Source organism: Domibacillus sp. (genome assembly GCF_031181085.1).
Taxonomy (GTDB): domain Bacteria; phylum Bacillota; class Bacilli; order Bacillales; family Domibacillaceae; genus Domibacillus.
Map to the genome: position 1 here is coordinate 30,956 of NZ_JAPSLE010000005.1, position 21,849 is coordinate 52,804.

The 21,849-nt window shown below is 45.9% G+C and carries 19 protein-coding genes; 13 read left to right on the forward strand and 6 right to left on the reverse strand.

Annotated features, from left to right (window positions below; translation table 11 throughout):
• Nucleotides 1-41: 41 nt before the first annotated feature.
• A complete protein-coding gene (gene mnmM, locus RIN81_RS09080; protein WP_309089461.1) occupies nucleotides 42-623 on the reverse strand; it encodes a tRNA 5-(aminomethyl)-2-thiouridylate-methyltransferase MnmM in 582 nt (193 codons plus the stop codon).
• Nucleotides 620-1,576, reverse strand: coding sequence for a tRNA modification radical SAM protein MnmL/YtqA (mnmL, locus tag RIN81_RS09085; RefSeq protein ID WP_242233209.1), 957 nt, complete (start codon nucleotides 1,574-1,576; stop codon nucleotides 620-622). The genes mnmM and mnmL overlap by 4 nt, the downstream gene beginning before the upstream one ends.
• A gap of 271 nt (nucleotides 1,577-1,847) precedes the next feature.
• Here mnmL and leuS point away from each other — a divergent pair, with 271 nt between their 5' ends.
• Both leuS and RIN81_RS09095 read left to right on the forward strand, forming a co-directional pair.
• Complete coding sequence (gene leuS / locus RIN81_RS09090; RefSeq protein WP_309089463.1) at nucleotides 1,848-4,259, forward strand: leucine--tRNA ligase; 2,412 nt, start codon at nucleotides 1,848-1,850, stop codon at nucleotides 4,257-4,259.
• A 19-nt stretch (nucleotides 4,260-4,278) separates the two neighbouring features.
• Nucleotides 4,279-4,587: a rhodanese-like domain-containing protein gene (locus tag RIN81_RS09095; RefSeq protein ID WP_309089465.1), complete on the forward strand. Its 309-nt coding sequence runs from the start codon at nucleotides 4,279-4,281 to the stop codon at nucleotides 4,585-4,587.
• 37 nt (nucleotides 4,588-4,624) lie between these two features.
• Here RIN81_RS09095 and RIN81_RS09100 read toward each other — a convergent pair whose 3' ends face one another.
• On the reverse strand, nucleotides 4,625-5,878 hold the full coding sequence (locus RIN81_RS09100) for a BaiN/RdsA family NAD(P)/FAD-dependent oxidoreductase (protein WP_309089467.1): 1,254 nt from the start codon (nucleotides 5,876-5,878) through the stop codon (nucleotides 4,625-4,627).
• A gap of 120 nt (nucleotides 5,879-5,998) precedes the next feature.
• Between RIN81_RS09100 and RIN81_RS09105 the strand changes: the two genes are divergently transcribed.
• Together RIN81_RS09105 and RIN81_RS09110 are read left to right on the forward strand one after the other, a co-directional pair.
• Nucleotides 5,999-7,621: a putative polysaccharide biosynthesis protein gene (locus RIN81_RS09105; protein ID WP_309089469.1), complete on the forward strand. Its 1,623-nt coding sequence runs from the start codon at nucleotides 5,999-6,001 to the stop codon at nucleotides 7,619-7,621.
• A 13-nt stretch (nucleotides 7,622-7,634) separates the two neighbouring features.
• Nucleotides 7,635-8,345, forward strand: coding sequence for a pseudouridine synthase (locus RIN81_RS09110; RefSeq protein ID WP_309089472.1), 711 nt, complete (start codon nucleotides 7,635-7,637; stop codon nucleotides 8,343-8,345).
• A 44-nt stretch (nucleotides 8,346-8,389) separates the two neighbouring features.
• Here the strand turns inward: RIN81_RS09110 and RIN81_RS09115 are convergent, their stop codons facing one another.
• On the reverse strand, nucleotides 8,390-8,611 hold the full coding sequence (locus RIN81_RS09115) for a DeoR family transcriptional regulator (RefSeq protein WP_045851690.1): 222 nt from the start codon (nucleotides 8,609-8,611) through the stop codon (nucleotides 8,390-8,392).
• Nucleotides 8,612-8,935: 324 nt separating this feature from the next.
• Here RIN81_RS09115 and pepV point away from each other — a divergent pair, with 324 nt between their 5' ends.
• Entirely contained in the window at nucleotides 8,936-10,345 is a 1,410-nt protein-coding gene (gene pepV / locus RIN81_RS09120) for a dipeptidase PepV (RefSeq protein WP_309089474.1), read from the forward strand.
• Between the two features lie 334 nt (nucleotides 10,346-10,679).
• Here the strand turns inward: pepV and cysK are convergent, their stop codons facing one another.
• A complete protein-coding gene (gene cysK, locus RIN81_RS09125) occupies nucleotides 10,680-11,606 on the reverse strand; it encodes a cysteine synthase A (protein ID WP_309089476.1) in 927 nt (308 codons plus the stop codon).
• 140 nt (nucleotides 11,607-11,746) lie between these two features.
• Between cysK and thpR the strand changes: the two genes are divergently transcribed.
• From thpR to trmB, 5 genes are all read left to right on the forward strand, one after another.
• Nucleotides 11,747-12,295 carry an RNA 2',3'-cyclic phosphodiesterase gene (gene thpR, locus RIN81_RS09130; RefSeq protein ID WP_309089477.1) on the forward strand — a complete coding sequence of 183 codons (549 nt, stop codon included), beginning with the start codon at nucleotides 11,747-11,749 and terminating at the stop codon, nucleotides 12,293-12,295.
• A 5-nt stretch (nucleotides 12,296-12,300) separates the two neighbouring features.
• A complete protein-coding gene (locus tag RIN81_RS09135) occupies nucleotides 12,301-13,254 on the forward strand; it encodes an NERD domain-containing protein (protein WP_309089479.1) in 954 nt (317 codons plus the stop codon).
• Nucleotides 13,255-15,390, forward strand: a complete 2,136-nt coding sequence (gene pulA, locus RIN81_RS09140) for a type I pullulanase (protein WP_309089481.1) — start codon at nucleotides 13,255-13,257, stop codon at nucleotides 15,388-15,390.
• 134 nt (nucleotides 15,391-15,524) lie between these two features.
• Nucleotides 15,525-16,361, forward strand: a complete 837-nt coding sequence (locus RIN81_RS09145) for a phosphotransferase (protein ID WP_309089858.1) — start codon at nucleotides 15,525-15,527, stop codon at nucleotides 16,359-16,361.
• Nucleotides 16,345-16,992, forward strand: a complete 648-nt coding sequence (gene trmB, locus RIN81_RS09150) for a tRNA (guanosine(46)-N7)-methyltransferase TrmB (protein ID WP_309089483.1) — start codon at nucleotides 16,345-16,347, stop codon at nucleotides 16,990-16,992. Before RIN81_RS09145 ends, trmB begins: the two co-directional genes overlap by 17 nt.
• Before the next feature lie 39 nt (nucleotides 16,993-17,031).
• Here trmB and RIN81_RS09155 read toward each other — a convergent pair whose 3' ends face one another.
• Nucleotides 17,032-17,352: a PepSY domain-containing protein gene (locus RIN81_RS09155; protein ID WP_242233222.1), complete on the reverse strand. Its 321-nt coding sequence runs from the start codon at nucleotides 17,350-17,352 to the stop codon at nucleotides 17,032-17,034.
• Between the two features lie 142 nt (nucleotides 17,353-17,494).
• Between RIN81_RS09155 and RIN81_RS09160 the strand changes: the two genes are divergently transcribed.
• The 3 genes from RIN81_RS09160 to RIN81_RS09170 all read left to right on the forward strand — a co-directional run bounded on the left by RIN81_RS09160 (nucleotide 17,495) and on the right by RIN81_RS09170 (nucleotide 21,784).
• Nucleotides 17,495-18,565 (forward strand): M42 family metallopeptidase, encoded by a 1,071-nt coding sequence (locus tag RIN81_RS09160; protein ID WP_309089485.1) that lies wholly within the window; start codon nucleotides 17,495-17,497, stop codon nucleotides 18,563-18,565.
• A 20-nt stretch (nucleotides 18,566-18,585) separates the two neighbouring features.
• Nucleotides 18,586-19,386, forward strand: coding sequence for a DUF1444 domain-containing protein (locus tag RIN81_RS09165; RefSeq protein ID WP_309089487.1), 801 nt, complete (start codon nucleotides 18,586-18,588; stop codon nucleotides 19,384-19,386).
• A 121-nt stretch (nucleotides 19,387-19,507) separates the two neighbouring features.
• Complete coding sequence (locus RIN81_RS09170; protein WP_309089489.1) at nucleotides 19,508-21,784, forward strand: DNA translocase FtsK; 2,277 nt, start codon at nucleotides 19,508-19,510, stop codon at nucleotides 21,782-21,784.
• Nucleotides 21,785-21,849: the final 65 nt, after the last annotated feature.

Below are 21,849 nucleotides of genomic sequence, written 5' to 3' on the forward strand. Positions count from 1 at the left end.
ATCTGTAAAAAAGCTTCCTCCTTGTACAAGGAGGAAGCTTTTTATATGGCCGGGCGTTTTTCAATTGCGACAATAAAAGGAGGCGTGTTTACTTGGTTAATAAAGCCGTATTGCATCACGTGCGCCCGCTGCTGGTCAAGACCGGCAGCAAATTCAATCACTGCATTCCGCTCATCAGCGCCGCCTGCATGGCCATGGTATACAACGAGTACAATCAAACCGCCGGGTTTGAGCATATCAAACAGCTGGCGGATGGCTTCAATAGTGGTATCCGGTCTGGTAATGATCGATTTGTCGCCTTTTGGCAGGTAGCCGAGATTAAAAATGGCTGCATTGATCCCTCCGTGATAGAAGTCTGGAATATGCTTTCGGACCTCTTCATGGCCGCTATGAAACAGCGAAACACGGTTTGAGAAGCCCGCTTCCGCTACGCGTTTTTTTGTATGATGAATCGCCTGTTCTTGAACGTCGAATGCAAAAACGCGGCCGTCTTCGCCGGCCAGCCCGGCTAAAAATACCGTATCATGTCCATTGCCGGCTGTAGCATCGACAAAGCATGGGGCATCTGACAGGGTTTTTTGAATGAGAAGCCGCGCGAACGGCAAAATTCCATCTAGCGTCATGGCTGCACAATAGCTCCTTTGTAGAACTTGCCCTGCCACGTATCACGCTTTTGCATTTCGGCATGAATGGCATTCAAGACTTCCCACTTATTGACACTCCACATCGGGCCGATCATCAGCTCGATTGGGCCGTCGCCCGTAATGCGGTGGACAACCATTTCCGGCGGCAGGATTTCAAGCTGGTCTACAACAAGCTTCGCATAGTCCTGCATCGATAAAAAGTCCAGCATGCCTTTTTCATACTGTTTGACAAGAGGCGTCCCTTTTAAAAGATGCAGCAAGTGAATTTTAATGCCCTGTACATCTAAATCAGCGATAGCCTGGGCCGTCTCCATCATCATTTCGGGAGTTTCAAGCGGCAGGCCGTTAATTAAATGCGAGCAGATACGGATGTTGTGCTTACGCAGCTTTTCAACGCCCTCCACATAGGTTTGAAAATCGTGGGCACGATTAATAATGCGGGCTGTTTTTTCATGAACGGTCTGCAGGCCGAGTTCTACCCATAAATACGTACGCTCATTCAGTTCTGCCAAATAGTCAACAACGTCATCCGGAAGGCAGTCTGGACGAGTGGCGATCGAAATACCAACCACATCATCCTGTTTCAGGACTGTCTCGTATTTTTCACGAAGCACCTCAACCGGCGCATGTGTATTTGTATATGCCTGGAAATACGCCATATATTTTCCGTGTTTCCATTTTTCGTGCATTTTTGTTTTTATATCATGAAACTGTTTTTCCAGCGGGTCAACCCGGTCGCCGGCAAAGTCACCTGAGCCTGCTGCACTGCAAAATGTACAGCCGCCAAAAGCAACCGTGCCGTCGCGGTTAGGGCAGTCAAATCCGCCATCAAGTGCTACCTTAAATACTTTATGACCGAAGTGCTGCCGCAAATGATAATTCCATGTATGATACCGTCTGTCGTCGCTTGCGTACGGAAACGGGTTTGTCATCATTCATTCCTCCTTTAAAGCTCGTTTTAAATTGTAGCATGAAGAGGGAAGCGGGTAAAATGCGCTTGCATATTAGCTGGAATTTTTCTAAAATGAAAGGTAAAGATTAATGAAGAAAGCCGTCGGACTAATGCTCCATTTTGGGTAGAGAAAAGCCTCTCCTGTCCCACTCGCTGGGCAGGAGTTTTCTATTAGATCTATTATGCGGGCCGCGAAGCGCGGCGTATTCAGTTTTCGATCGGCAGTACATAAACGGAAGGCAGGTTTCAACATGAATTTTGATCACAAAAAGATCGAGCAAAAATGGCAGCACTATTGGGAACAAAATAAAACTTTTAAAATGAACAATAATTTGGATAAGCCGAAGTTTTACGCACTGGATATGTTTCCGTATCCATCAGGCGCCGGGCTTCACGTTGGACACCCGGAAGGCTATACGGCAACGGATATTTTAAGCCGTTTTAAGCGTATGCAGGGATACAATGTGCTTCATCCAATGGGATGGGATGCATTCGGGCTTCCGGCAGAACAATACGCGCTTGATACTGGAAACGACCCGGCCGAATTTACAGAACAAAATATTAATAACTTCCGCCGTCAAATCAAATCACTCGGGTTTTCTTATGACTGGGATCGTGAAATCAATACAACAGACCCGGATTATTATAAATGGACACAGTGGATTTTCCTTCAATTGTATAAAAAAGGGCTGGCATATGTAGATGAAGTGCCGGTTAACTGGTGCCCGGCACTAGGAACGGTTCTTGCAAATGAAGAAGTGATTGACGGGAAATCGGAACGCGGCGGCCACCCGGTTGAACGCCGCCCAATGCGTCAATGGATGCTTAAAATCACGGCTTATGCGGACCGTTTGATCGAAGATTTAGAGGAATTGGACTGGCCAGAGAGCATTAAAGATATGCAGCGTAACTGGATTGGCCGTTCTGAAGGAGCAGAAGTAACGTTCAATATTGACGGCCACGACGAAACGTTTACGGTATTCACGACGCGTCCAGACACGCTGTTTGGAGCGACGTATGCTGTTTTGGCTCCAGAACATCCATTTGTTGAAAAAATTACTACAGCGGAACAAAAAGAAGCCGTCGAGCAATATATTGATGGAGTCAAATCAAAAAGTGATCTTGAGCGGACCGATCTTGCCAAAGACAAAACCGGGGTTTTCACAGGCGCTTATGCCGTAAACCCGGTAAACGGTGAAAAAATGCCGATCTGGATCGCAGATTATGTATTGATCACATATGGTACGGGTGCGATTATGGCCGTTCCGGCACATGATGAGCGTGACTATGAGTTTGCGCGGAAATTTGATTTGCCAATCAAGGAAGTGGTAGCCGGCGGAACTGTAGGAGAAGAAGCCTATACAGGAGACGGCGAGCATATTAATTCAGACTTCCTTAACGGTTTAAACAAAGAAGATGCGATTGCGCAAATGATCGCCTGGCTCGAAAAAGAAGGCATTGGTACGAAAAAAGTGACATACCGTCTTCGTGACTGGCTGTTCAGCCGCCAGCGTTACTGGGGTGAGCCAATTCCGATTATTCACTGGGAAGACGGTACAATGACAGCTGTTCCAGAATCAGAGCTGCCGCTTGTATTGCCGAAAACGACGGAAATTCGTCCATCCGGCACTGGTGAATCACCACTTGCTATTATCGAAGACTGGGTGAATGTCGTGGATCCGGAAACAGGTAAAAAAGGCCGCCGGGAAACAAATACAATGCCGCAATGGGCGGGAAGCTGCTGGTACTACCTGCGCTTTATCGATCCGACCAACAAAGAAGCGCTTGCGGATGCCGATCTTTTAAAACGCTGGCTGCCGGTTGATATTTATATCGGTGGAGCAGAGCATGCTGTACTTCACTTGCTATATGCGCGTTTCTGGCATAAAGTGCTGTATGATATCGGTGTGGTTCATACGAAAGAGCCATTCCAGAAATTGTTTAACCAGGGCATGATCCTTGGGGAAAACAATGAAAAAATGAGTAAATCAAAAGGCAACGTCGTTAATCCGGACGAAATCGTGGAAAGCCATGGTGCCGACACGCTCCGCCTTTACGAGATGTTCATGGGCCCGCTTGAAGCATCGATTGCCTGGAGCACGAACGGCGTAGAAGGAGCACGCCGCTTCCTTGACCGCATTTGGCGTTTGCTTGTGACAGATGATGGTTCGTTAACATCAAAAGTAGGCGAAGGCGATACAGCGCTTGAGAAAGTGTATCACCAGACCGTGAAGAAAGTAACGGAAGACTATGAAGGCCTTCGCTTTAACACAGCCATCTCACAAATGATGGTATTTGTAAATGAAGCGAACAAAGCCGAAACAATTCCGACAGAATACGCAGAAGGATTTGTAAAGCTTCTATCACCGCTTGCTCCGCACTTGGCAGAAGAGCTATGGGAAAAGCTCGGCCACAGCGAGACGGTAACATACGAAGCATGGCCGCAATTTGATGAGTCAAAGCTTGTCGATGACGAAGTCGAAATCGTCTTGCAGCTGAATGGAAAAGTAAAAGCAAAACGTATGGTATCTAAAGACGCCACGCGTGAACAACTGGAAGAACTGGCCATGCAGGACGAACAGTTTGCAGCGGAGCTGGCTGGTAAAACGGTTCGCAAAGTTATTGCTGTACCGGGCAAGCTTGTGAACGTTGTAGCCAACTAATGTTAAGGGGATGAAGAATATGATTCCAACGATTACAGCAGAAGAAGTACGCCGAAAACTCGAAAACGGCGAAACATTAGCCCTGATCGATGTTCGTGAAGAAGATGAAGTTGCAGAAGGCATGATCCCGGAAGCAGAGCATATCGTCATGGGAACCATTCCTGGTGAATTGGATCGCCTTGATCCAGAAACCGACTATATCATCGTATGCCGTTCGGGTGTACGTTCTGAGAACGTGGCCCGCTTTCTCATTGAAAACGGCTTTAAAGCCACAAACATGACAGGCGGCATGCTGAACTATACAGGTGAAACAGCACCGAAAAAATAAAAAAACTGTGCGGAGCAAGTCCGCACAGTTTTTTTATTTATCGAACGGCTGCTGCATTGGTGCCGGCAATATGTCCGGTAATAAGAGCCGCCGTAATATTGTAGCCGCCGGTATAGCCATGAATGTCGAGTATTTCCCCACAGAAGAAAAGGCCGTCTTTCTTTTTAGAAGCCATTGTTTTGGGCTCGATTTCTTTTACGGATACACCGCCGCCGGTTACAAACGCTTTTTCAATTGGCAATGTTCCGTGAACGGACATTTTAAATGACTTGAAAAGAGAAGCGAGTTCACGGATGGACGCTTCCGATAATCCGTTTCCAGGTGTCTCAAGATCGATGCCGGCCTGCTGGAGCAAAAAGTGCAGATATCGTTCCGGCACCATTTTTTTTAAGCTGTTTTTCACTGCTTTTTTCGGTTCTTCTTTTATCGTTTTGCGGATGGCAACACCTGCGTCATGTTCATTTCCGTCTGGAAACGCATCGATGGCCATTTGAACGGGAAAGCCGTTTTTCCTGCCTTCTTTCACGACGTATTGGCTGCAGCGCAGGGCAGCAGGACCCGATAAACCGAAATGGGTAAACAGCATATCCATTCGGTGAGTAACAAGCACTTTGCCTTTTTTATTGAGCACCGACAAGCCGGCATCCCGAAGAGCAAGCCCCTGCATAGAGCGGTTTACAATAAACGGCTCTTTTGACGTAATAGGTACTTCTGTCGGGAACAGCTCGGTAATGTTATGGCCCGCCTGCTGGGCCCATGGATAGCCATCGCCGGTAGAGCCTGTCTGCGGCACCGCTTTTCCGCCTGTTGCCAGCACCACTGAATTCGAATGAATATCTTCGCCGGAGACCAGACGGACACCGCGTATATATTGCTCATCCATCAATAATGAGTCAACAGGCGAGCCGAGGCGCATATCGACCCGAAGGCGCTTAAGCTCACCGAGCAGTGCTTCCACAACGTCCTGCGCCCGGTTTGAGACCGGGAACATTCGTCCGTGGTCTTCTTCTTTCAGTTTCACGCCGAGCTGTTCAAAAAAACGGATAATGTCTTCATTGCTGAACACAGAAAAAGCGCTGTACAAAAAACGGCCGTTACCGGGAATGTGCCGGATAATTTCTTCAACAGGCAGGCGGTTTGTTACATTACAGCGTCCGCCGCCGGAAATTTGCAGCTTGTTTCCCGGTTTACGCCCTTTATCAATAAGCAGTGTGCGTGCGCCTGCACGGCCGGAGGCAATCGCTGCCATCAAGCCGGCCGGTCCGCCGCCCACGACAATTACGTCATACATATAGTCACCTCATTGTTCGAACTTTGTTCATTATAGCAGATGGCGAAAAAAATTGTCAGACACGAGAGAAAGAGGTACACTAGCAAGTGATGTTTAAAGAGAAAAAGAGGGATTCAATGTATGTCATCTAATTTGATCCGAGGGACGTTTATCCTCACACTTGGCACGTTTATATCTAAATTTCTTGGCTTGTTTTATGTTATCCCGTTTTACAGTATTATCGGAGGGGAAGATGCGGCAGCGCTGTATAGTTATGGCTACGTGCCCTATACGATTTTTATCAGTATCGCCACTGCAGGAGTTCCGCTTGCTGTCTCTAAATACATCGCAAAGTATAATGCGATAGAAGAGTATGCCGTTGGCAGGAAGCTGTTTAAATCGGGCATGGTAATTATGCTGATGACTGGTTTTGCTGCTTTTCTTATTATGTATTCATTTGCGCCTTTCTTTGCACAATTATCATTAAATGGGGAAGAGACGACTTATACGATTGAGGACGTCACGACCGTTATACGCGCAGTCAGCTTTGCTCTGATTATCGTTCCATTTATGAGCATCACGCGCGGATTTTTCCAGGGGCATCAATCAATGGGGCCATCAGCCGTTTCTACGGTTGTAGAGCAAATCGCCCGTATTGCTTTTCTATTGGCTGGAGCCTATATTGTGATTTATGTGATGAACGGATCGGTCGTAACAGCAGTCAGCGTTGCGACATTTGCTGCTTTTATCGGTGCGGTGTTCGGACTGATTGTACTGTACGTGTATTTCTTCAAGCGAAAAAAGCATTTGGACAAGCTCCTTGAGCAGGATAAAGGGCAAGCAAAAGTTTCATTATTTGGGATGTATTCAGAAATTGTCGTATATGCAATTCCGTTTATTTTTGTCGGCATCGCGATTCCGCTTTACCAGCTTGTCGACCAGTTAACCTTTTCCCGCGCCATGTCTCAAATCGGTTTAGCCAATCAGGCAGTATCGGCATTTGGGATTTTAAATTTCAGTACGCAGAAGCTTGTCATTATTCCCGTTTCCCTTGCTACTGCATTTGCCATGACGCTTGTTCCGATGGTCACGAGCTCATTTGTAAAGGGAAAAATGGATGTTGTCACGCAGCAGCTGAATAAAACCTTTGAAGTACTGCTTTTTTTAACGGTTCCTGCGGCGGTCGGTATGGCGCTTTTAGCAGAGCCGCTTTATACCATTTTTTATGAAGCGAGTGCGCTTGGCACAGACGTACTTCGTGTGTATGCACCGATTGCGATCTTATTTGCTCTGTTTTCCGTTACAGCAGCCATTTTACAAGGAATTAATGAACAGCGTTTTACGGTTTTAAGTTTATTGACCGGTATATTGGTTAAGCTGTCTTTAAATATTCCGCTTATTAAATTGTTTGAAACAGAAGGGGCTGTTTATGCGACTGCACTCGGCTACTCCACTTCTATTATCATCAATCTGGTTGTCATCCGTTTTTATGCCAATTACTCACTTCGCCCGCTTGCGAAAAAAATCGGCTTGATTATTGGGTTTAACGTAGTGATGGCTGTGGTTGTGATGGCCCTTTACGGAGTGCTGTCTTTCGTATTGTCGGCACAATCGGACGGTCCTGCTTTATTGATTACCATCATCTGTGCTGGCGCTGGAGCCGTTGTTTACTTTGTGCTCAGCCAGAAGTTTGGCCTGCTTGATGAGGTATTCGGTTCAAGGCTCGACGGAATTAAACGAAAACTACGCTTGAAAAAAGCATAAAAGGAGTAACGCTATGCGCTTAGATAAATGGCTGGCCAATTCCGGCATCGGTTCCCGCAAAGAAGTAAAAAAGCTGTTAAAATCGGGAGCCGTAACAGTGAACGGAACAGTAATAAAAGATGCAAAGCAGCACGTTCATCCCCAAACAGATGAAGTGATGCTGTTTGATGAGCCGGTCGAGTACCGTGAATTTATTTACTTGATGATGAACAAGCCGGCAGGGGTTATTTCAGCAACAGAAGACAAGCGGGACGAAACAGTGGTGGATCTGCTTGATGACATGCATAAGCATTTCGACCCGCACCCGGTCGGCCGCCTTGACAAAGATACAGAAGGGCTGCTTCTTTTAACAAATGATGGACAGCTGTCCCATTCTTTGCTTTCGCCGAAGCATCATGTTCCTAAAACATATTTTGCCCGTGTTCGCGGCCATGTAACGGAAGAAGATGCAGCAGTTTTTCAAGAAGGTGTAACGCTTGACGACGGCTATCATACAAAGCCGGGAGAGCTTGTTATTTTATCAGCAGGCGAAGAGTCGGAGATTGAGCTGACGATCACGGAAGGAAAGTTTCATCAAGTAAAGCGAATGTTTCAAGCCGTAGGTAAAGAAGTTCTTTATTTAAAAAGACTATCGATGGGCGGTCTTTTGCTTGACGAAGAATTGGAGCTTGGCGAGTACCGGGAAATAACAGAAGAAGAGCTTGCTTTACTGCGTGAAAGCTGAAAAAACGGCTGCCTGAAGAGGCAGCCGTTTTTTTGATAAAAACATTATGATGTCATCCGAACTTTCTTTTCTGTGGTTGTCCATTTCCCACGTGTGGGGCTAAAAACAAGCTCATTGTAAGCCAGTACATTCAAGTCGCGTTGAATGGTTCGCGGGGTGATGCCAAATTCATCTACAATATCCTGCGTTGTCACAGTTCCATTTTCTTTAATGAACATATAGATGGATTTTATGCGAGTCAGCATCCGATTTGTAGTAGGCTTCAAAATACCACTCCCTCATCTTTTTTCCCATGAGACATAACGACAGCAGGAGACATGAAATGATAATATGATAAGCTGATTCAGACATCTCCTTGCACCTGTTTAACAGGCGCCAAACTGTCTGACAATTACAGTGTACTGTATTTATAGAGATTATGCTAGGGAAAAGAGCTTAATTTACAAGAGATTTACCCTTTTTTAATAATATTATGCCTGATAACAAAAAAAATGTACGTATTTTGGTAAAAAAATTGAAAAATAAATCTTTTGTAAAGAAATTGGTTAAAATGCCGGTTCCCATGTAAAATGAAAAAAGGAGGAATGCTTATGCGTACCATTAACTGGCGAAATGAAATAAAAAAACGCGAAAGCGAATTGATTCAGGATTTGGAGTCGTTAATTCAAATTCCAAGTGTGAAAAGCGATCAGGCAGCAGAAGATGCTCCTTTCGGAAGGGAAGTACGGCAGGCGCTTGATTTTATGCTTGAACTGGGCGAGAAAAGCGGCTTCCGTGTAAAAAACACAGGAAACGTAGCCGGACACCTTGAAATGGGACAAGGAGAAGAACTGATTGGTATTTTGTGCCATGTAGACGTTGTGCCTCCGGGTGACGGTTGGTCGTATAAACCATTTGAGGGAGAAGTAGAGGACGGCAAAATCTTTGGACGCGGGGCGATTGATGATAAGGGACCGACTATTGCAGCGTACTATGCCATGAAAACTGTTCAGGAATTAGGCATTCCGCTCGAAAAGCGGATCCGAATGATTGTGGGAACTGATGAAGAAAGTACATGGCAATGCGTGGAGCATTACTTTAAAACAGAAGAAATGCCAGGAGTCGGATTTGCACCTGATGCAGATTTTCCAATTATTTTTGCAGAAAAAGGGATTGCGGATGTTCAGCTGGATCTGACCGTTCCGGAGCCCGGACAAGCTGATATCCAAATCGACTCGTTTAAGGCGGGCAGCCGGTATAATATGGTTCCGGATTATGCGAAAGCAGCCGTTTGGATTGAAAAGCAGCATACATTATTTTTACAAAACTATACAGAGTATATAAAAGACAACGACTTAGAAGGCTCTTATTATATTGACGGAGGAATTGTTTTTCTCGAAATGAATGGCGTATCTGCTCATGCAGCGGAACCAAAGGATGGACAAAATGCTGCGCTGTTCCTGGCGGATTTTTTAGTCCAGGAAGCGATTGATCCTGCCGCTTCTGCTTATTTGCAGTTTGTTGTAGATTATTTCAAGGATGATACACGGGGGCACCGGCTGGGCATTGCCTCAACCGATGCGGAAATGGGCGATGTCACAGTGAATGCGGCCTTGTTCTCCTATGAAAAGCAGCAAACAGCGCAAATCGGCTTGAATATTCGATATCCTGTTTCTTTTTCATTTGAAGAAGAAATACACAAGCTTAAGGAATCTCTTTCTCCTGTTTCACTACAGGTTTTAGACAACAATCCTCCGCATTATACAGAGCCGGATGATCCATTTGTCCAAACGCTAAAGCGAGTGTACGAAGAGGAAACCGGCGAGGAGGCGAAACTGCTTTCGACCGGCGGCGGTACATATGCGCGGGCCTTAAAAAGAGGCGTTGCGTTTGGAGCTTTGTTTCCTGGACGGGCTGACGTTGCTCATCAGAAAGATGAATATGCGGTCTTGGATGATCTGTTCAGGGCAGCGGCTATTTACGCACGGGCTATTGTCGAGCTTGCTGGAAAAAAGAATTAAAAAGAACCCTGTCATAAAGGCAGGGTTTTTCCAGGCTGTCGACAAAGTCGACAGTCCTTTTTAATATTGAATGAGCAATCAAGATTTTGTGTTGTTTTAGTCAAAAGTCAACTAAATAAGCTAAAACAAAAGACGAAAACCCCATTTTCGCAGAAGTTCTTTTCAAAAATAGGGTTCTCAGAGTGTAGACAAACAAAATCTTTTGACAAAGTATCTCTTTGTTTCTTTTTTGCTCAAGAAATTCGGCCGGTTTCCTCTATCAGCTCTTTTAAAGAAGCGATGTTTACCAAAAAAAATTTCCTGTCTTTTTTAAGAGAAAGCTCATTTAATCATCTTAAAATACATCCGTAGACAAGTACCGTTCGCCTGTATCCGGAGCCAGGAAAATGACCATATCATCTTTTGATAAAGCTTTAGCTGCTTGGATTGCGGCAAAGCATGCAGCACCGGCAGATGGACCGACCAAAATTCCTTCCTCAGCAGCAAGGCGGCGGGTAATGTCATAGGCGTCCTCATCTGTAATTTTATAGATCGAGTCATAAACATCTGTATTTAAAATAGAAGGGATAAACCCAGGGCTCGTACCGACGAGCTTGTGCCGGCCAGGCTGGCCGCCTGATAAAACAGGGGATTCGGCCGGTTCTACGACATGAACAGCTAAATCAGGGAATTGCTTTTTTAGTTCTTCCCCTGTACCCGTAATTGTTCCGCCTGTGCCTGCAGTTGCCACAAAAGCAGCAAACTGCTTGCCAATCTGTTCTACAGCTTCGGAAATTTCCGAGGATGTCGTGCCACGGTGGGCATCCGAATTAGCGGGATTGTCAAACTGCATGGGAATAAAACTGTTTGGAACATGCTCGGCCAGCTCCAGTGCTTTGCGGATGGAGCCAGGCATTTTTTCATCTCCTGGCGTCAAAACGACTTCTGCACCATATGCTTTTAAAAGGTTGATGCGTTCCTTTGTCATCGTGTCCGGCATCACCAAAATGGCTTTGTATCCTCTGGCAGCCGCGTTCATCGCAATACCGATGCCTGTATTTCCGCTTGTCGGTTCAATGATAACAGCTCCCGGTTTTAACTTTCCTGATTTTTCTGCCTCTATAATCATGTTATAAGCAGCGCGGTCCTTTACACTTCTGCTCGGGTTGTAAAATTCTAATTTTACGTACACATCTGCTCCGTGTTCAGGTGACAAACGCTGCAGCTTTACGAGCGGTGTGTCGCCAATCAGTTTGGCAATATTATCAACCACTTTCATCAAACGTCACCCTTTCTTTGTTCAATTAAAGCATATTACTCGAACAATTCCAATCGAAATACAGTGGATGAGAAAAGACGACTTTTCTTGCGGGTTTTTGGTAAACTAAAAACAACAATTGGCCGAAAAAAGGAGTGTAGGGTATGCAGCCACATTATTTTTTTGCACTTGTTCTTCCCGATGATGTGAAAGAAACGATTGCGGATGAAATGAAAGGAAGAAATGAGCTTTTTAAACGGCTGGTCCATAAGGAGGATTATCATTTGACATTGGCATTTGTGGGCGCAGCTGATCTTTCGGATCTGGAAAAAGCCTGCGTGTTTATGGAGGAAAACATAAAACATATACCTGTTTTCGAACTTAAACTGACGTCATTTGGTACGTTTGGCCAAAAAACGTCTCCGCGTATTTTCTGGATTGGAACGAATGAGCCTTCTTCTCTTTTCGATGTGCAAAAAGGGGTGGCAGCTGCGTGCCGGAAAGCAGGAATTTCCATAGATGAAAAACCGTTTCGCCCTCATATTACCACTGCGCGAAAATGGGCGGGTTCCGAGCCGTATGTGCCAGATGTACTTCCGGAATGGCCGTCTTTTCCTGCAGCTGAAATTGCTTTATATGAAACGAAAAGGGCAGTGGGTCCAAAGTACGTGAAAAAATGGTCCTGTCTATTAAGCGGGTCAGGAGAGGAATAAGAGCCATGGCGCAATTAATTAAGCTTCAAAATTATATCTCAAGATATGAACAAGACCCTTTCCATTACCCAGCCCGGTATGTTCGGCTGAAAAAAGGGGAGTGGGAAAAGTTTCATAACCAGTGGGAATACCAGCGGAGCACGGGAATAATACATACAGAACCCGGCGAAGAGGAAAATTGGCTGCTGGAAGAACCAAAGGAAAAGCATTCTTTGCTCCGAGGGTTGTTTTCTAAAAAAGAAAAACGGGTAGAAACAGAGCCCGGGCCTTTGCAGGAAGATGAAGCTTTGTTTTCAATGAATGAATCAGAATTCACATACTTACAAACAGAAGAGGATGTAAAAAAAGCATTCGTTGATAAAATGTTTGCTTTTCAAGTGAAATGGGCAAGTTCAACGCTGCTGCATCAGTCACCGCTCGACCACAAATATTATGTGGATGAGCAGCTGAAATTTTTAGCGATGCGTCTGCCGGATACGCTCCTTATTTTGTATAAGCCGATTTTCCGGTTTCAAAAAGCCGTTGTCGAGCTGGACATTGTACTGATCACACCGTTGCAGGTCTGGTGCCTTACATTTTTGGAAGAGCAGGACGAAGCGGTTTTTACCGGTTCTTCTGACCGGTTTTGGATGAAGCGTTTTCGAGAAAAGGAATCTAAAGTGTTAAGTCCTGCCGTTTCATTGGCGAGAACAGAAACGATCGTCAAAAAACTGCTCCGGCATCATGAAGTGGATATTCCCGTTCGAAAAGCGATTTTATCTCGAAACGGATACATTGATGACCCGTCCGCACCAGCAGACATATATTACATTGATAAGCGTGAATTTCCCCGCTGGTTTCAAGAAATGAGACAGTTGTCTTCACCACTGAAAACGATTCAGCTGAAAGCAGCAAAAGTTTTGCTTGCACATGCAGATTCGATCAGCCTGCGCCGCCCAGAATGGGAGGAGGAGATATAAATGATTTCAACCCGTCCGTTTAATGCATATTTAGATACACTGACCGAAGTCGCTGTTTTGCTTCCAAAGCATTATTATTCAGGGAAGTCTTCTGCTTTTTATATTGAGAGCGGGGGCAACGTAACGAAAATGGAGCTTGTGAGCGTGCAGGAATTGAATGCAGAAATAAAATACACGTGCCGCTTAAAAGAAATGCCGGAATTTGGCCGGGAGCATGTTATTTTAGATGAACGCCTTATGCGTACCGATTTGCAAATGGGCAGTGTAATCCGGACGAAAGAATTCGACCGGCTCTTTTACTACGAAGGTAAGCTGGGAAGCATGTACACGCCGGAGAAAACCTCTTTTCGAGTGTGGGCACCGACGGCAACTGAAGCTTTTGTGAAGTTTAAAGAAACAGAAGAAGCTCCGCTCCGCTATATGCCGATGAGAAGAGGACCATCCGGTACATTTGAAGCGGAAATAAACGGAAATGCAGAAGGTTTTTTTTACCACTACCAAGTGCGGGTCAATAATATCTGGCATGAAGCAGTGGACCCTTATGCAAAAATGGTTTCAGTTCACAGCGAGTGGGCACGTGTTGTCGATGATGAAAAAATGAAGGTGGAAAAGAACCAGCTCCCTCCTTTTTCTTCTCCGCTCGATGCGATTATTTACGAAGCTTCCATTCGTGATGTTTCGAGCCAGCGGGAAAGCGGCATTAAGCACCAGGGCTTGTATCTTGGGCTGACAGAGGAAGGGACACAGAGTCCTGACGGGCAGCCGACTGGACTGGATTATATTGCGTCGCTCGGTGTCACCCATGTACAGCTAATGCCCTTTTTCGACTTTTTTGGTGTATCTGACACAGATTTTTCCGCCAACTACAACTGGGGCTATAATCCTCTTTATTTTAACGTGCCGGAAGGAAGCTTCAGCACCAATCCAGCTGACTTGTATGCACGTTCAATAGAGCTGAAGCAAATGATCGAAGCATTTCATAAAAAAGGGATCCGAGTCATCATGGATGTGGTGTACAACCATGTATTCGTTCGGGAGACTTCCTCGTTTGAAAAGCTCGTTCCGGGCTACTTTTTCCGCCAGGGAATCGATGGAATGCCTTCAAACGGTTCAGGGTGCGGAAACGACTTTGCCTCAGAGAGGAAAATGGGCCGCAAATTTATTTTAGATTCTCTTCAGTATTGGATGGAAGCCTACAATCTCGATGGATTTCGTTTCGACCTGATGGGACTGATTGATGTGGAAACGATGAAGCAGGCAGCCAGTCGTCTTCGCCGTCATAATCCAGGTCTTATTCTGCTGGGAGAAGGATGGGACTTAAACACTGCGCTGCCCGCCGAGGAAAAAGCGGCGATTCGCAATGAACATGCACTGCCGGAGATTGCTTTTTTCAATGACCGGTTCCGTGACTCCATTAAGGGAAGTACCTTTCAGCTGTTTGAAACCGGTTTTGCGTTTGGAAACAGCAAGATGCTCGACAATGCATTTGCCGCACTGACGGCCAATGTCGGATGCAGCGGTGTGGACCGGTTGTTTCACTCGCCGGCCCAGTCTGTCAACTATGTAGAATGTCATGATAATTACACACTATGGGATAAGCTTGAAGCTTGCTTTCCAGGAGATACGGAAACCAATAAGAAAAGGCATCTTCTGGCCACCGCTATTGTGCTTTTCTCTCAGGGAATTCCGTTCCTGCATGCCGGACAGGAATTTTGCCGGACAAAGCATGGAGTTGAAAACAGCTATACAAGCTCCGACATCATTAATCAAATGGATTGGCGCCGCCGTGGTGAATTTGTAGACCATGTGCAATACGTGAAAGGGCTGATAGAAGTCCGAAAATCAACGGGGGCGTTGCGTCTTAGAGAAGAAGAAGCCATTTGCTATCATATTGTTAAATGGCCAGCCAATGCGGATACACTAACTGTCTGGCTGAAAGATGTCGGTTCGTACGGCAAGTGGAAAGACTTGGTTTTAAGCTTTAATACCGGCAAAATGGTTTCGACTTTTGCACTTCCGGAAGGAGAAGAATGGCACCAGATCGTTTCAGGTACTGAAGCTGGAACAAAGCCGCTTCAAACGGTGAAGCAAGACGCTTCAGTAGAGCCGTTCAGCTGTGCCGTTTACGTCAGATAGAATGTTTCATAAAGAAACTAGTCGAAAGTGCCGATTCATGATACAATATGTCAGACGATAGACGAACGATACAAGTAATAAAAAAGACAGCGATTGTTTCTCGAAGCGGCTGCTGTCTTTTTTTTATGAAAAAGGTGAGGTTTTTGGAACACTTTTTGGGAAGAGATTGGGAAATCATGCCTGCCGGAGGCGTAACGGGAAAAGCTTTTTTTGCGCGCCATGCTGGACAGGAGCTGTTTTTAAAGCGGAATTCTTCTCCTTTTCTTGCTATGCTTTCAGCTGAGGGAATTGTCCCAAAACTTGTTTGGACAAAGCGGCTTGAAAACGGCGATGTGATTTCCGCGCAGCATTGGATGAATGGCAGGGAACTTGGGCCGGAAGAAATGGAGTCAGATCGTGTTGCACGGCTGATGGGGAAAATTCATTCATCCAAACCGCTTTTAAACATGCTCAAACGGCTTGGAAAACAGCCTGTACTGCCGGCAGCTACTTTATCTGATATCCGTTCCCAAGTTCATTCGATGTCTGCCCATCCGGTTGTCTCGGATGCGCTTCGTTTTTTAGAAGAGGGTCTGCCACATGTGCCAGATTATCAATTTGTCGTATGTCACACGGATGTAAACCATCATAATTGGCTCCTCTCTGACGAGGACGAGTTATTCTTAATTGATTGGGATGGCGCCATGATTGCCGATCCGGCGATGGATATTGGAACATTGCTGTTTGGGTATGTGAAACAGGAAAACTGGGCCGAGTGGCTCAATCAATATGGCTGGGCATTAACACCAGATTTCTTTCACCGCATGAAATGGTATGCGGCAGCACAGCTGCTTTCATCTATTGAGTGGAACCGTGAAAAAACCCGCTTCCACGATATGAACCGCGGTTTAGCTTCTCTGCATCAGCTGTTGGAAGCAGAGCATAATTTATTTGGAAATGGAGAGAACAGGCAAGATGCGTTTACGAAATAAACCATGGGCGCGCGAGAAAATCAGCGCTCATCCACAATATATTATTCCAAATCCTGAGGAAGCAAAAGGGCACTGGCATGAAATTTTTGGCAACAACAATCCGATCCATATTGAGGTAGGAACAGGAAAAGGCCAATTTGTAACAGGAATGGCGAAACAAAACCCTGATATCAACTATATCGGGATTGAAATGTATGAAAGCGTCATTGTGACGGCGCTTGACCGGCTTATTGAAGCAGGCCTTCCTAACTTGAAACTGCTTAATGTAGATGGGGCAGAGCTGCTCAATTATTTTGAAAAAGGAGAAGTAGGCCGCGTTTATTTAAACTTTTCTGACCCGTGGCCTAAAAGCCGCCATGCCAAACGCCGTTTAACCTATAAGACATTTTTAAGCTTGTATGAATCCCTTATGCCTGAGGGCGGGGAAGTGCATTTTAAAACTGACAACCAAGGGCTGTTTGAATTCTCGTTAAAAAGCTTTTCCGAATATGGTATGCTGTTAACGTTTGTCAGCCTGGATCTGCACAACAGCTCCTTTGAAGGAAATGTGATGACTGAATATGAAGAAAAATTCTCTGCAAAAGGCCAGCGAATTTACCGTTCGGAGGCCCGATTCCAGCCGCGTGCATAAAAAATCCCAAACGGGTCGAACCCGTTTGGGATTTTTGTTTTATACAGGCTGCACGTTTAACAGTGTGCCCGTTTTTGCATCTGCTGAAAATTCAAATTGTGTATTTCCGGAATCGCCAGGGCGGGAAATACCGCCTTTATAAACGAGTACAGGAAATCCGTTGTTGTCAATTTGCTCCGGCTTCATTTGAATCCAGGAACCATCGACCGGTCCATTCTGTTTAAAGGTCTCTTTTACTTTTTTTAATACTTTTTCAGGCGGAATATTCATTGATTTGGACGTTTGTTTTTGAATCAAAATGGCGGCGGCTGCTCCAGCGGCTGCACCGATCAAAAAAGCGGTTCGATCCCATTTTACCATATTGAAACCCCCTGTTTATCTAGTTGATTGCTTCTTTAGTATACAAGAAGACGATAGGGCTGAAAACTAAAATGCGCTTCAGTCCACCTTGAGCGTTATTTTCGGTATAATGAACAAAAGAAAAGCGGGAGGAATGGAGCAAATGAATCAGGAAACCAAAAATATGTTTAAAACGCTGACAGAACTGCCGGGCGCACCGGGAAATGAACATGCCGTGCGCGCTTTTTTGAAAAAGGAAATGGAGCCTTATGCTGATTCTATTATTCAAGATCACCTTGGCAGCATATTTGGGGTGAAAAATGGAGATGAAAATGGGCCGCGTGTGATGGTAGCAGGCCATATGGATGAAGTCGCTTTTATGGTAACCGCGATTACCGATAATGGAATGATTCGCTTTCAAACGCTTGGCGGCTGGTGGAATCAAACCATGCTGGCCCAAAGAGTCCGCATCTACACAAAGAATGGTCCGATAGAAGGGGTGATTTCTTCCACACCGCCGCACCTGTTAACGGAAGATCAACGTAGTAAACCGATGCAGATTAAGCACATGCAGATCGATGTAGGAGCAGACGACAGAGCAGACGCGGAAGCGATTGGCATTAAGCCGGGTCAATCTATTTTGCCTGTCTCCCCATTCACACCAATGGCAAACCCGAAAAAAATCATGGCGAAAGCCTGGGATAATCGATATGGATGCGGATTGGCGCTTGAGCTGCTCAAAGAGCTTCGTGGAAAAACAGTCCCGAACATGCTGTATTCAGGCGCAACCGTTCAAGAAGAAGTGGGTCTTCGCGGGGCACAAACCGCTGCCCATTTAATCAACCCGGATATCTTTTTTGCGCTGGATGCAAGCCCGGCCAACGACGCAACAGGGGATAAAAAGGAGTTCGGGCAGCTTGGCAAGGGAGTTCTTCTGCGTATCTTTGACCGCTCTATGGTGACGCATGGCGGTATGCGTGAGTTTATACTTGATATGGCAGAATCAAACAGCATCCCTTATCAATATTTCGTATCGCCCGGCGGTACAGATGCGGGCCGTGTTCATACGACAGGAAACGGCGTGCCAAGTGCCGTGATCGGTATTTGCTCCCGATACATTCATACACATTCATCTATTATTCATACGGACGATTATGATGCGGCCAAAGAACTGCTCATTCGATTGGTCACCAGTATGGATAAAACAATGGTTGATACGATCAAGCAATACTAAAGATGGGGAGGGAGACTGATATGTCTACCATGAAATTAAAAAGAGAACTTGAACAAACGCTTAAACAGCCGAATCGAACCATCGTATACGATCGTGAAAAAGAAGAAATGCGGATTGAAAACAGTGAAACGAAAAAAGGCGTTACAGTGGCACTGAGCGGTATTTTGGCTAAATTTGAAGGCAATGTTCAAAAAGCAGCTGAGGAAACGATTTATTATGTAAATGAAGCGTTAAATGCATTCGATGGAGCCGGGCAAAAAGAAGAAAAAGAAAAGCAGATCTTTCCGGTAATCCGGGCCGCCTCTTTTCCAACAGAGGCGGAGGAAGGTGTACCGCTTTTTTGGGATGAACATACAGCAGAAACTCGTATATACTATGCGGTTGACCTTGGTACCACTTATCGGCTGATCGATGAGAAGCTTATGAAAAAAGAAGGATGGACAGCAGAGCAAATACGGGAAATAGCCCGTTTTAACCTGCGCTCCCTGCCGCTTGAGATGAAACAAGATACAGTAGCGGGAAATATCTTTTATTTCTTGAATTCAAATGATGGCTATGATGCCACTCGTATTTTAAATGAACGGTTTTTAAAGGAAATGAGTGAGAAAATAGAAGGAGCGATGACGGTTTCTATTCCACATGGGGATGTACTCATTATTGGGGACATTCGGAATGAAACAGGCTATGACATATTGGCACAGATGGCGATGAGCTTTTTCGCGGCCGGCCGTGTTCCGATCACCGCTCTTTCTTTTGTGTATGAAGAAGGACACCTTGAACCAATCTTTATTTTAGCTAAAAACCGTCCGCATAAAGAGTAACGTCTTTAGCGGACGGTTCTTTTTCATCCCCATCTATTTTCCCAAAATTTCGTTTTTCTGTTAACAAATCGTGTATAGTTGGTACAATGAAAAAGACTTTAAGGAGAAAGAGTGATTACAAATGAGTCTGTTTAAAAAAATTCTCTCCTATTTCAGAGAAGAAATTGAAATTATTGAAGTAGATGAAACGAAACCAGTCGATGCTGATACAGTTGAAGAGCCAAAACCAGAGCCGGTGGAAGAGCCGCCGCGCCAAGCTCGAGCCCCTGCTTCTTTTGAGCAGAAGCGCGCCATTCCTTCGCTTCCATCCGTGCAGCAGCTTTCTACGCGTGTAGCATACCGGTATCCGACTGTAAAGCGGAGCGGGCATGAGGAAAATCCACGCCGCTCGCCGCGCATCACCCGGCACGAGCCTGCTTCCGCGGTGCCGGTTGAATCATCGAGGAGTGAGCAGGGACACAAGCCAGCGTATACTTCTGCGTCAGGAGCATCACGTATTGCACCGCGTCCGTTTAAGCCGACAGAGATTCCGTCACCTATTTATGGGTTTCGGTCCCGGCCGGTGAAAGAAGATATACGCAGTGTACGCAGCGAAGAGCGGGAAAAAAGGAATGAGCCGCTTCTGCTGTTCTCAAAAGAGCAAGCGAAGCGTCCGCTTGAACGGCAGAAGGAAGCACCTATACAAGAGGTGCCAAGACGGGAAGTACCAAAGCCGAAGGAGGAAGAGGAGTCGCCGGCACAAAAGCCGGCCGTTCTTTATACGGAAAAGAGCATGTCTTCCGAGCAAAAAGAAAAGCCGAGAGAACGGCGCCATTCCCCTTTTAACGTTGTTATGCTGAAGAAAGATCGCGAGAAAATTGCAAAGCCTAAGCCGGCATTGAAGCAGCAGCCCCAGTCCGCTTCTGCTCCATCCAACGTGCCTGCCGCCAAAGCCAAAGAGGACAAGCCGCCTGTACAGGAACCGACGGTGATCCCAGAGAAAATAAATCGTCCGCCGCTCTCGTTTTTAACACCGCCGGCACAGGAATCAGTTGACGATACTTGGGTACAAGAGAAGTCAGCTCTGCTGAATGAAACGTTGAAAAGCTTTAATATCAATGCCCATGTGACTGGAGTCACCACTGGCCCGTCTATTACGCGCTTTGAGGTAACACCGGCGATCGGGGTTAAAGTGAGCAAGATTGTTAGTTTAACAGACGATATTAAACGCAGTCTTGCCGCGCGGACGATTCGAATTGAAGCACCAATTCCGGGCACCCAGGTGGTCGGCATTGAGCTCCCTAATGAAAAAAGCCGCCCGGTCTATATCAGTGAAATTATCGGCCACAGCCGTTTTCAATCACACTCTTCGCCGCTGGCTTCCGCACTAGGCCTTGATATTGCCGGAAATCCAGTTGTGCTGGATTTGCAAAAAATGCCGCACGGGCTCATTGCCGGTGCGACTGGCTCAGGGAAAAGCGTCTGTATTAATTCCATTTTAGTTAGTCTTTTATACAAAGCAGCGCCTCATGAACTCAAACTGCTTCTCATTGACCCGAAAATGGTTGAGTTAACACCGTATAATGGCATTCCGCATTTAGCGAGCCCGGTGATCACGGATGTAAAGGCAGCGACTGCGGCATTGAAATGGGCGGTAGAAGAGATGGAGCGGCGGTATCAGCTTTTTGTCCATGCAGGTGTAAGGGACATGGCTTCTTACAATGCAAAAGTGAAAGCATCGGAATTCAATGAACCGCATCTACCGTATTTGGTCATAGTGATTGATGAATTGGCAGATTTAATGATGATGGCACCAGGGGATGTAGAGGAGTCGATTTGCCGGATTGCCCAAAAAGCCCGCGCCTGCGGTATTCATTTGATTGTGGCAACCCAGCGCCCGTCTGTAGATGTTATTACAGGTTTGATTAAAGCGAACATTCCAACGCGGATTGCCTTTTCGGTTTCTTCACAAATTGACTCGCGCACGATTTTAGATAAAGTAGGAGCGGAGAAACTGCTTGGAAAAGGGGACATGCTATTCCTAAATAACGGCGCGAGCGAATCTGTCCGTCTGCAGGGAACGTTTGTAACCGATGAGGAAATTGATGAAGTGGTTCAATTTGCAAAAGCACAGCAGCAACCCGATTATTTGTTTAAGCAGGAAGAGCTGCTGCAAAAAGCAGCCGTTCATGATGAAGAAGATGAACTTTTTCAAGAAGCCTGTGAGCTGGTAGTCCGCCAGGGAGGCGCTTCGACTTCTATGTTGCAGCGGAATTTAAAGGTAGGCTATAATCGCGCTGCCCGCTTGATTGAAATAATGGAAGAAAAAGGTCTTGTTTCTGGCCAGCGGGCGGGACGGCCGCGGGAAGTGTTGATTTCGGAAGAAGAGCTGCTGACTTATTTCGAGGAATCAAATTAACCGGCCGGTGCATGTGCACCGGTTTTTTGAAGAATAGTCACACTCTGAAAAAAATGCTATAATGG

What these genes read in the sequence shown, in the direction of transcription:
- RIN81_RS09135 (WP_309089479.1), top strand. Translation starts at nt 12,301, where the DNA reads ATGGCGCAATTAATTAAGCTTCAAAATTATATCTCAAGATATGAACAA.
- pepV (WP_309089474.1), top strand. Translation starts at nt 8,936, where the DNA reads ATGCGTACCATTAACTGGCGAAATGAAATAAAAAAACGCGAAAGCGAA.
- RIN81_RS09155 (WP_242233222.1), bottom strand. Translation starts at nt 17,352, where the DNA reads ATGGTAAAATGGGATCGAACCGCTTTTTTGATCGGTGCAGCCGCTGGA.
- RIN81_RS09160 (WP_309089485.1), top strand. Translation starts at nt 17,495, where the DNA reads ATGAATCAGGAAACCAAAAATATGTTTAAAACGCTGACAGAACTGCCG.
- RIN81_RS09110 (WP_309089472.1), top strand. Translation starts at nt 7,635, where the DNA reads ATGCGCTTAGATAAATGGCTGGCCAATTCCGGCATCGGTTCCCGCAAA.
- RIN81_RS09105 (WP_309089469.1), top strand. Translation starts at nt 5,999, where the DNA reads ATGTCATCTAATTTGATCCGAGGGACGTTTATCCTCACACTTGGCACG.
- mnmL (WP_242233209.1), bottom strand. Translation starts at nt 1,576, where the DNA reads ATGACAAACCCGTTTCCGTACGCAAGCGACGACAGACGGTATCATACA.
- RIN81_RS09170 (WP_309089489.1), top strand. Translation starts at nt 19,508, where the DNA reads ATGAGTCTGTTTAAAAAAATTCTCTCCTATTTCAGAGAAGAAATTGAA.
- RIN81_RS09165 (WP_309089487.1), top strand. Translation starts at nt 18,586, where the DNA reads ATGTCTACCATGAAATTAAAAAGAGAACTTGAACAAACGCTTAAACAG.
- pulA (WP_309089481.1), top strand. Translation starts at nt 13,255, where the DNA reads ATGATTTCAACCCGTCCGTTTAATGCATATTTAGATACACTGACCGAA.
- leuS (WP_309089463.1), top strand. Translation starts at nt 1,848, where the DNA reads ATGAATTTTGATCACAAAAAGATCGAGCAAAAATGGCAGCACTATTGG.
- mnmM (WP_309089461.1), bottom strand. Translation starts at nt 623, where the DNA reads ATGACGCTAGATGGAATTTTGCCGTTCGCGCGGCTTCTCATTCAAAAA.
- RIN81_RS09095 (WP_309089465.1), top strand. Translation starts at nt 4,279, where the DNA reads ATGATTCCAACGATTACAGCAGAAGAAGTACGCCGAAAACTCGAAAAC.
- trmB (WP_309089483.1), top strand. Translation starts at nt 16,345, where the DNA reads ATGCGTTTACGAAATAAACCATGGGCGCGCGAGAAAATCAGCGCTCAT.
- RIN81_RS09100 (WP_309089467.1), bottom strand. Translation starts at nt 5,878, where the DNA reads ATGTATGACGTAATTGTCGTGGGCGGCGGACCGGCCGGCTTGATGGCA.
- thpR (WP_309089477.1), top strand. Translation starts at nt 11,747, where the DNA reads ATGCAGCCACATTATTTTTTTGCACTTGTTCTTCCCGATGATGTGAAA.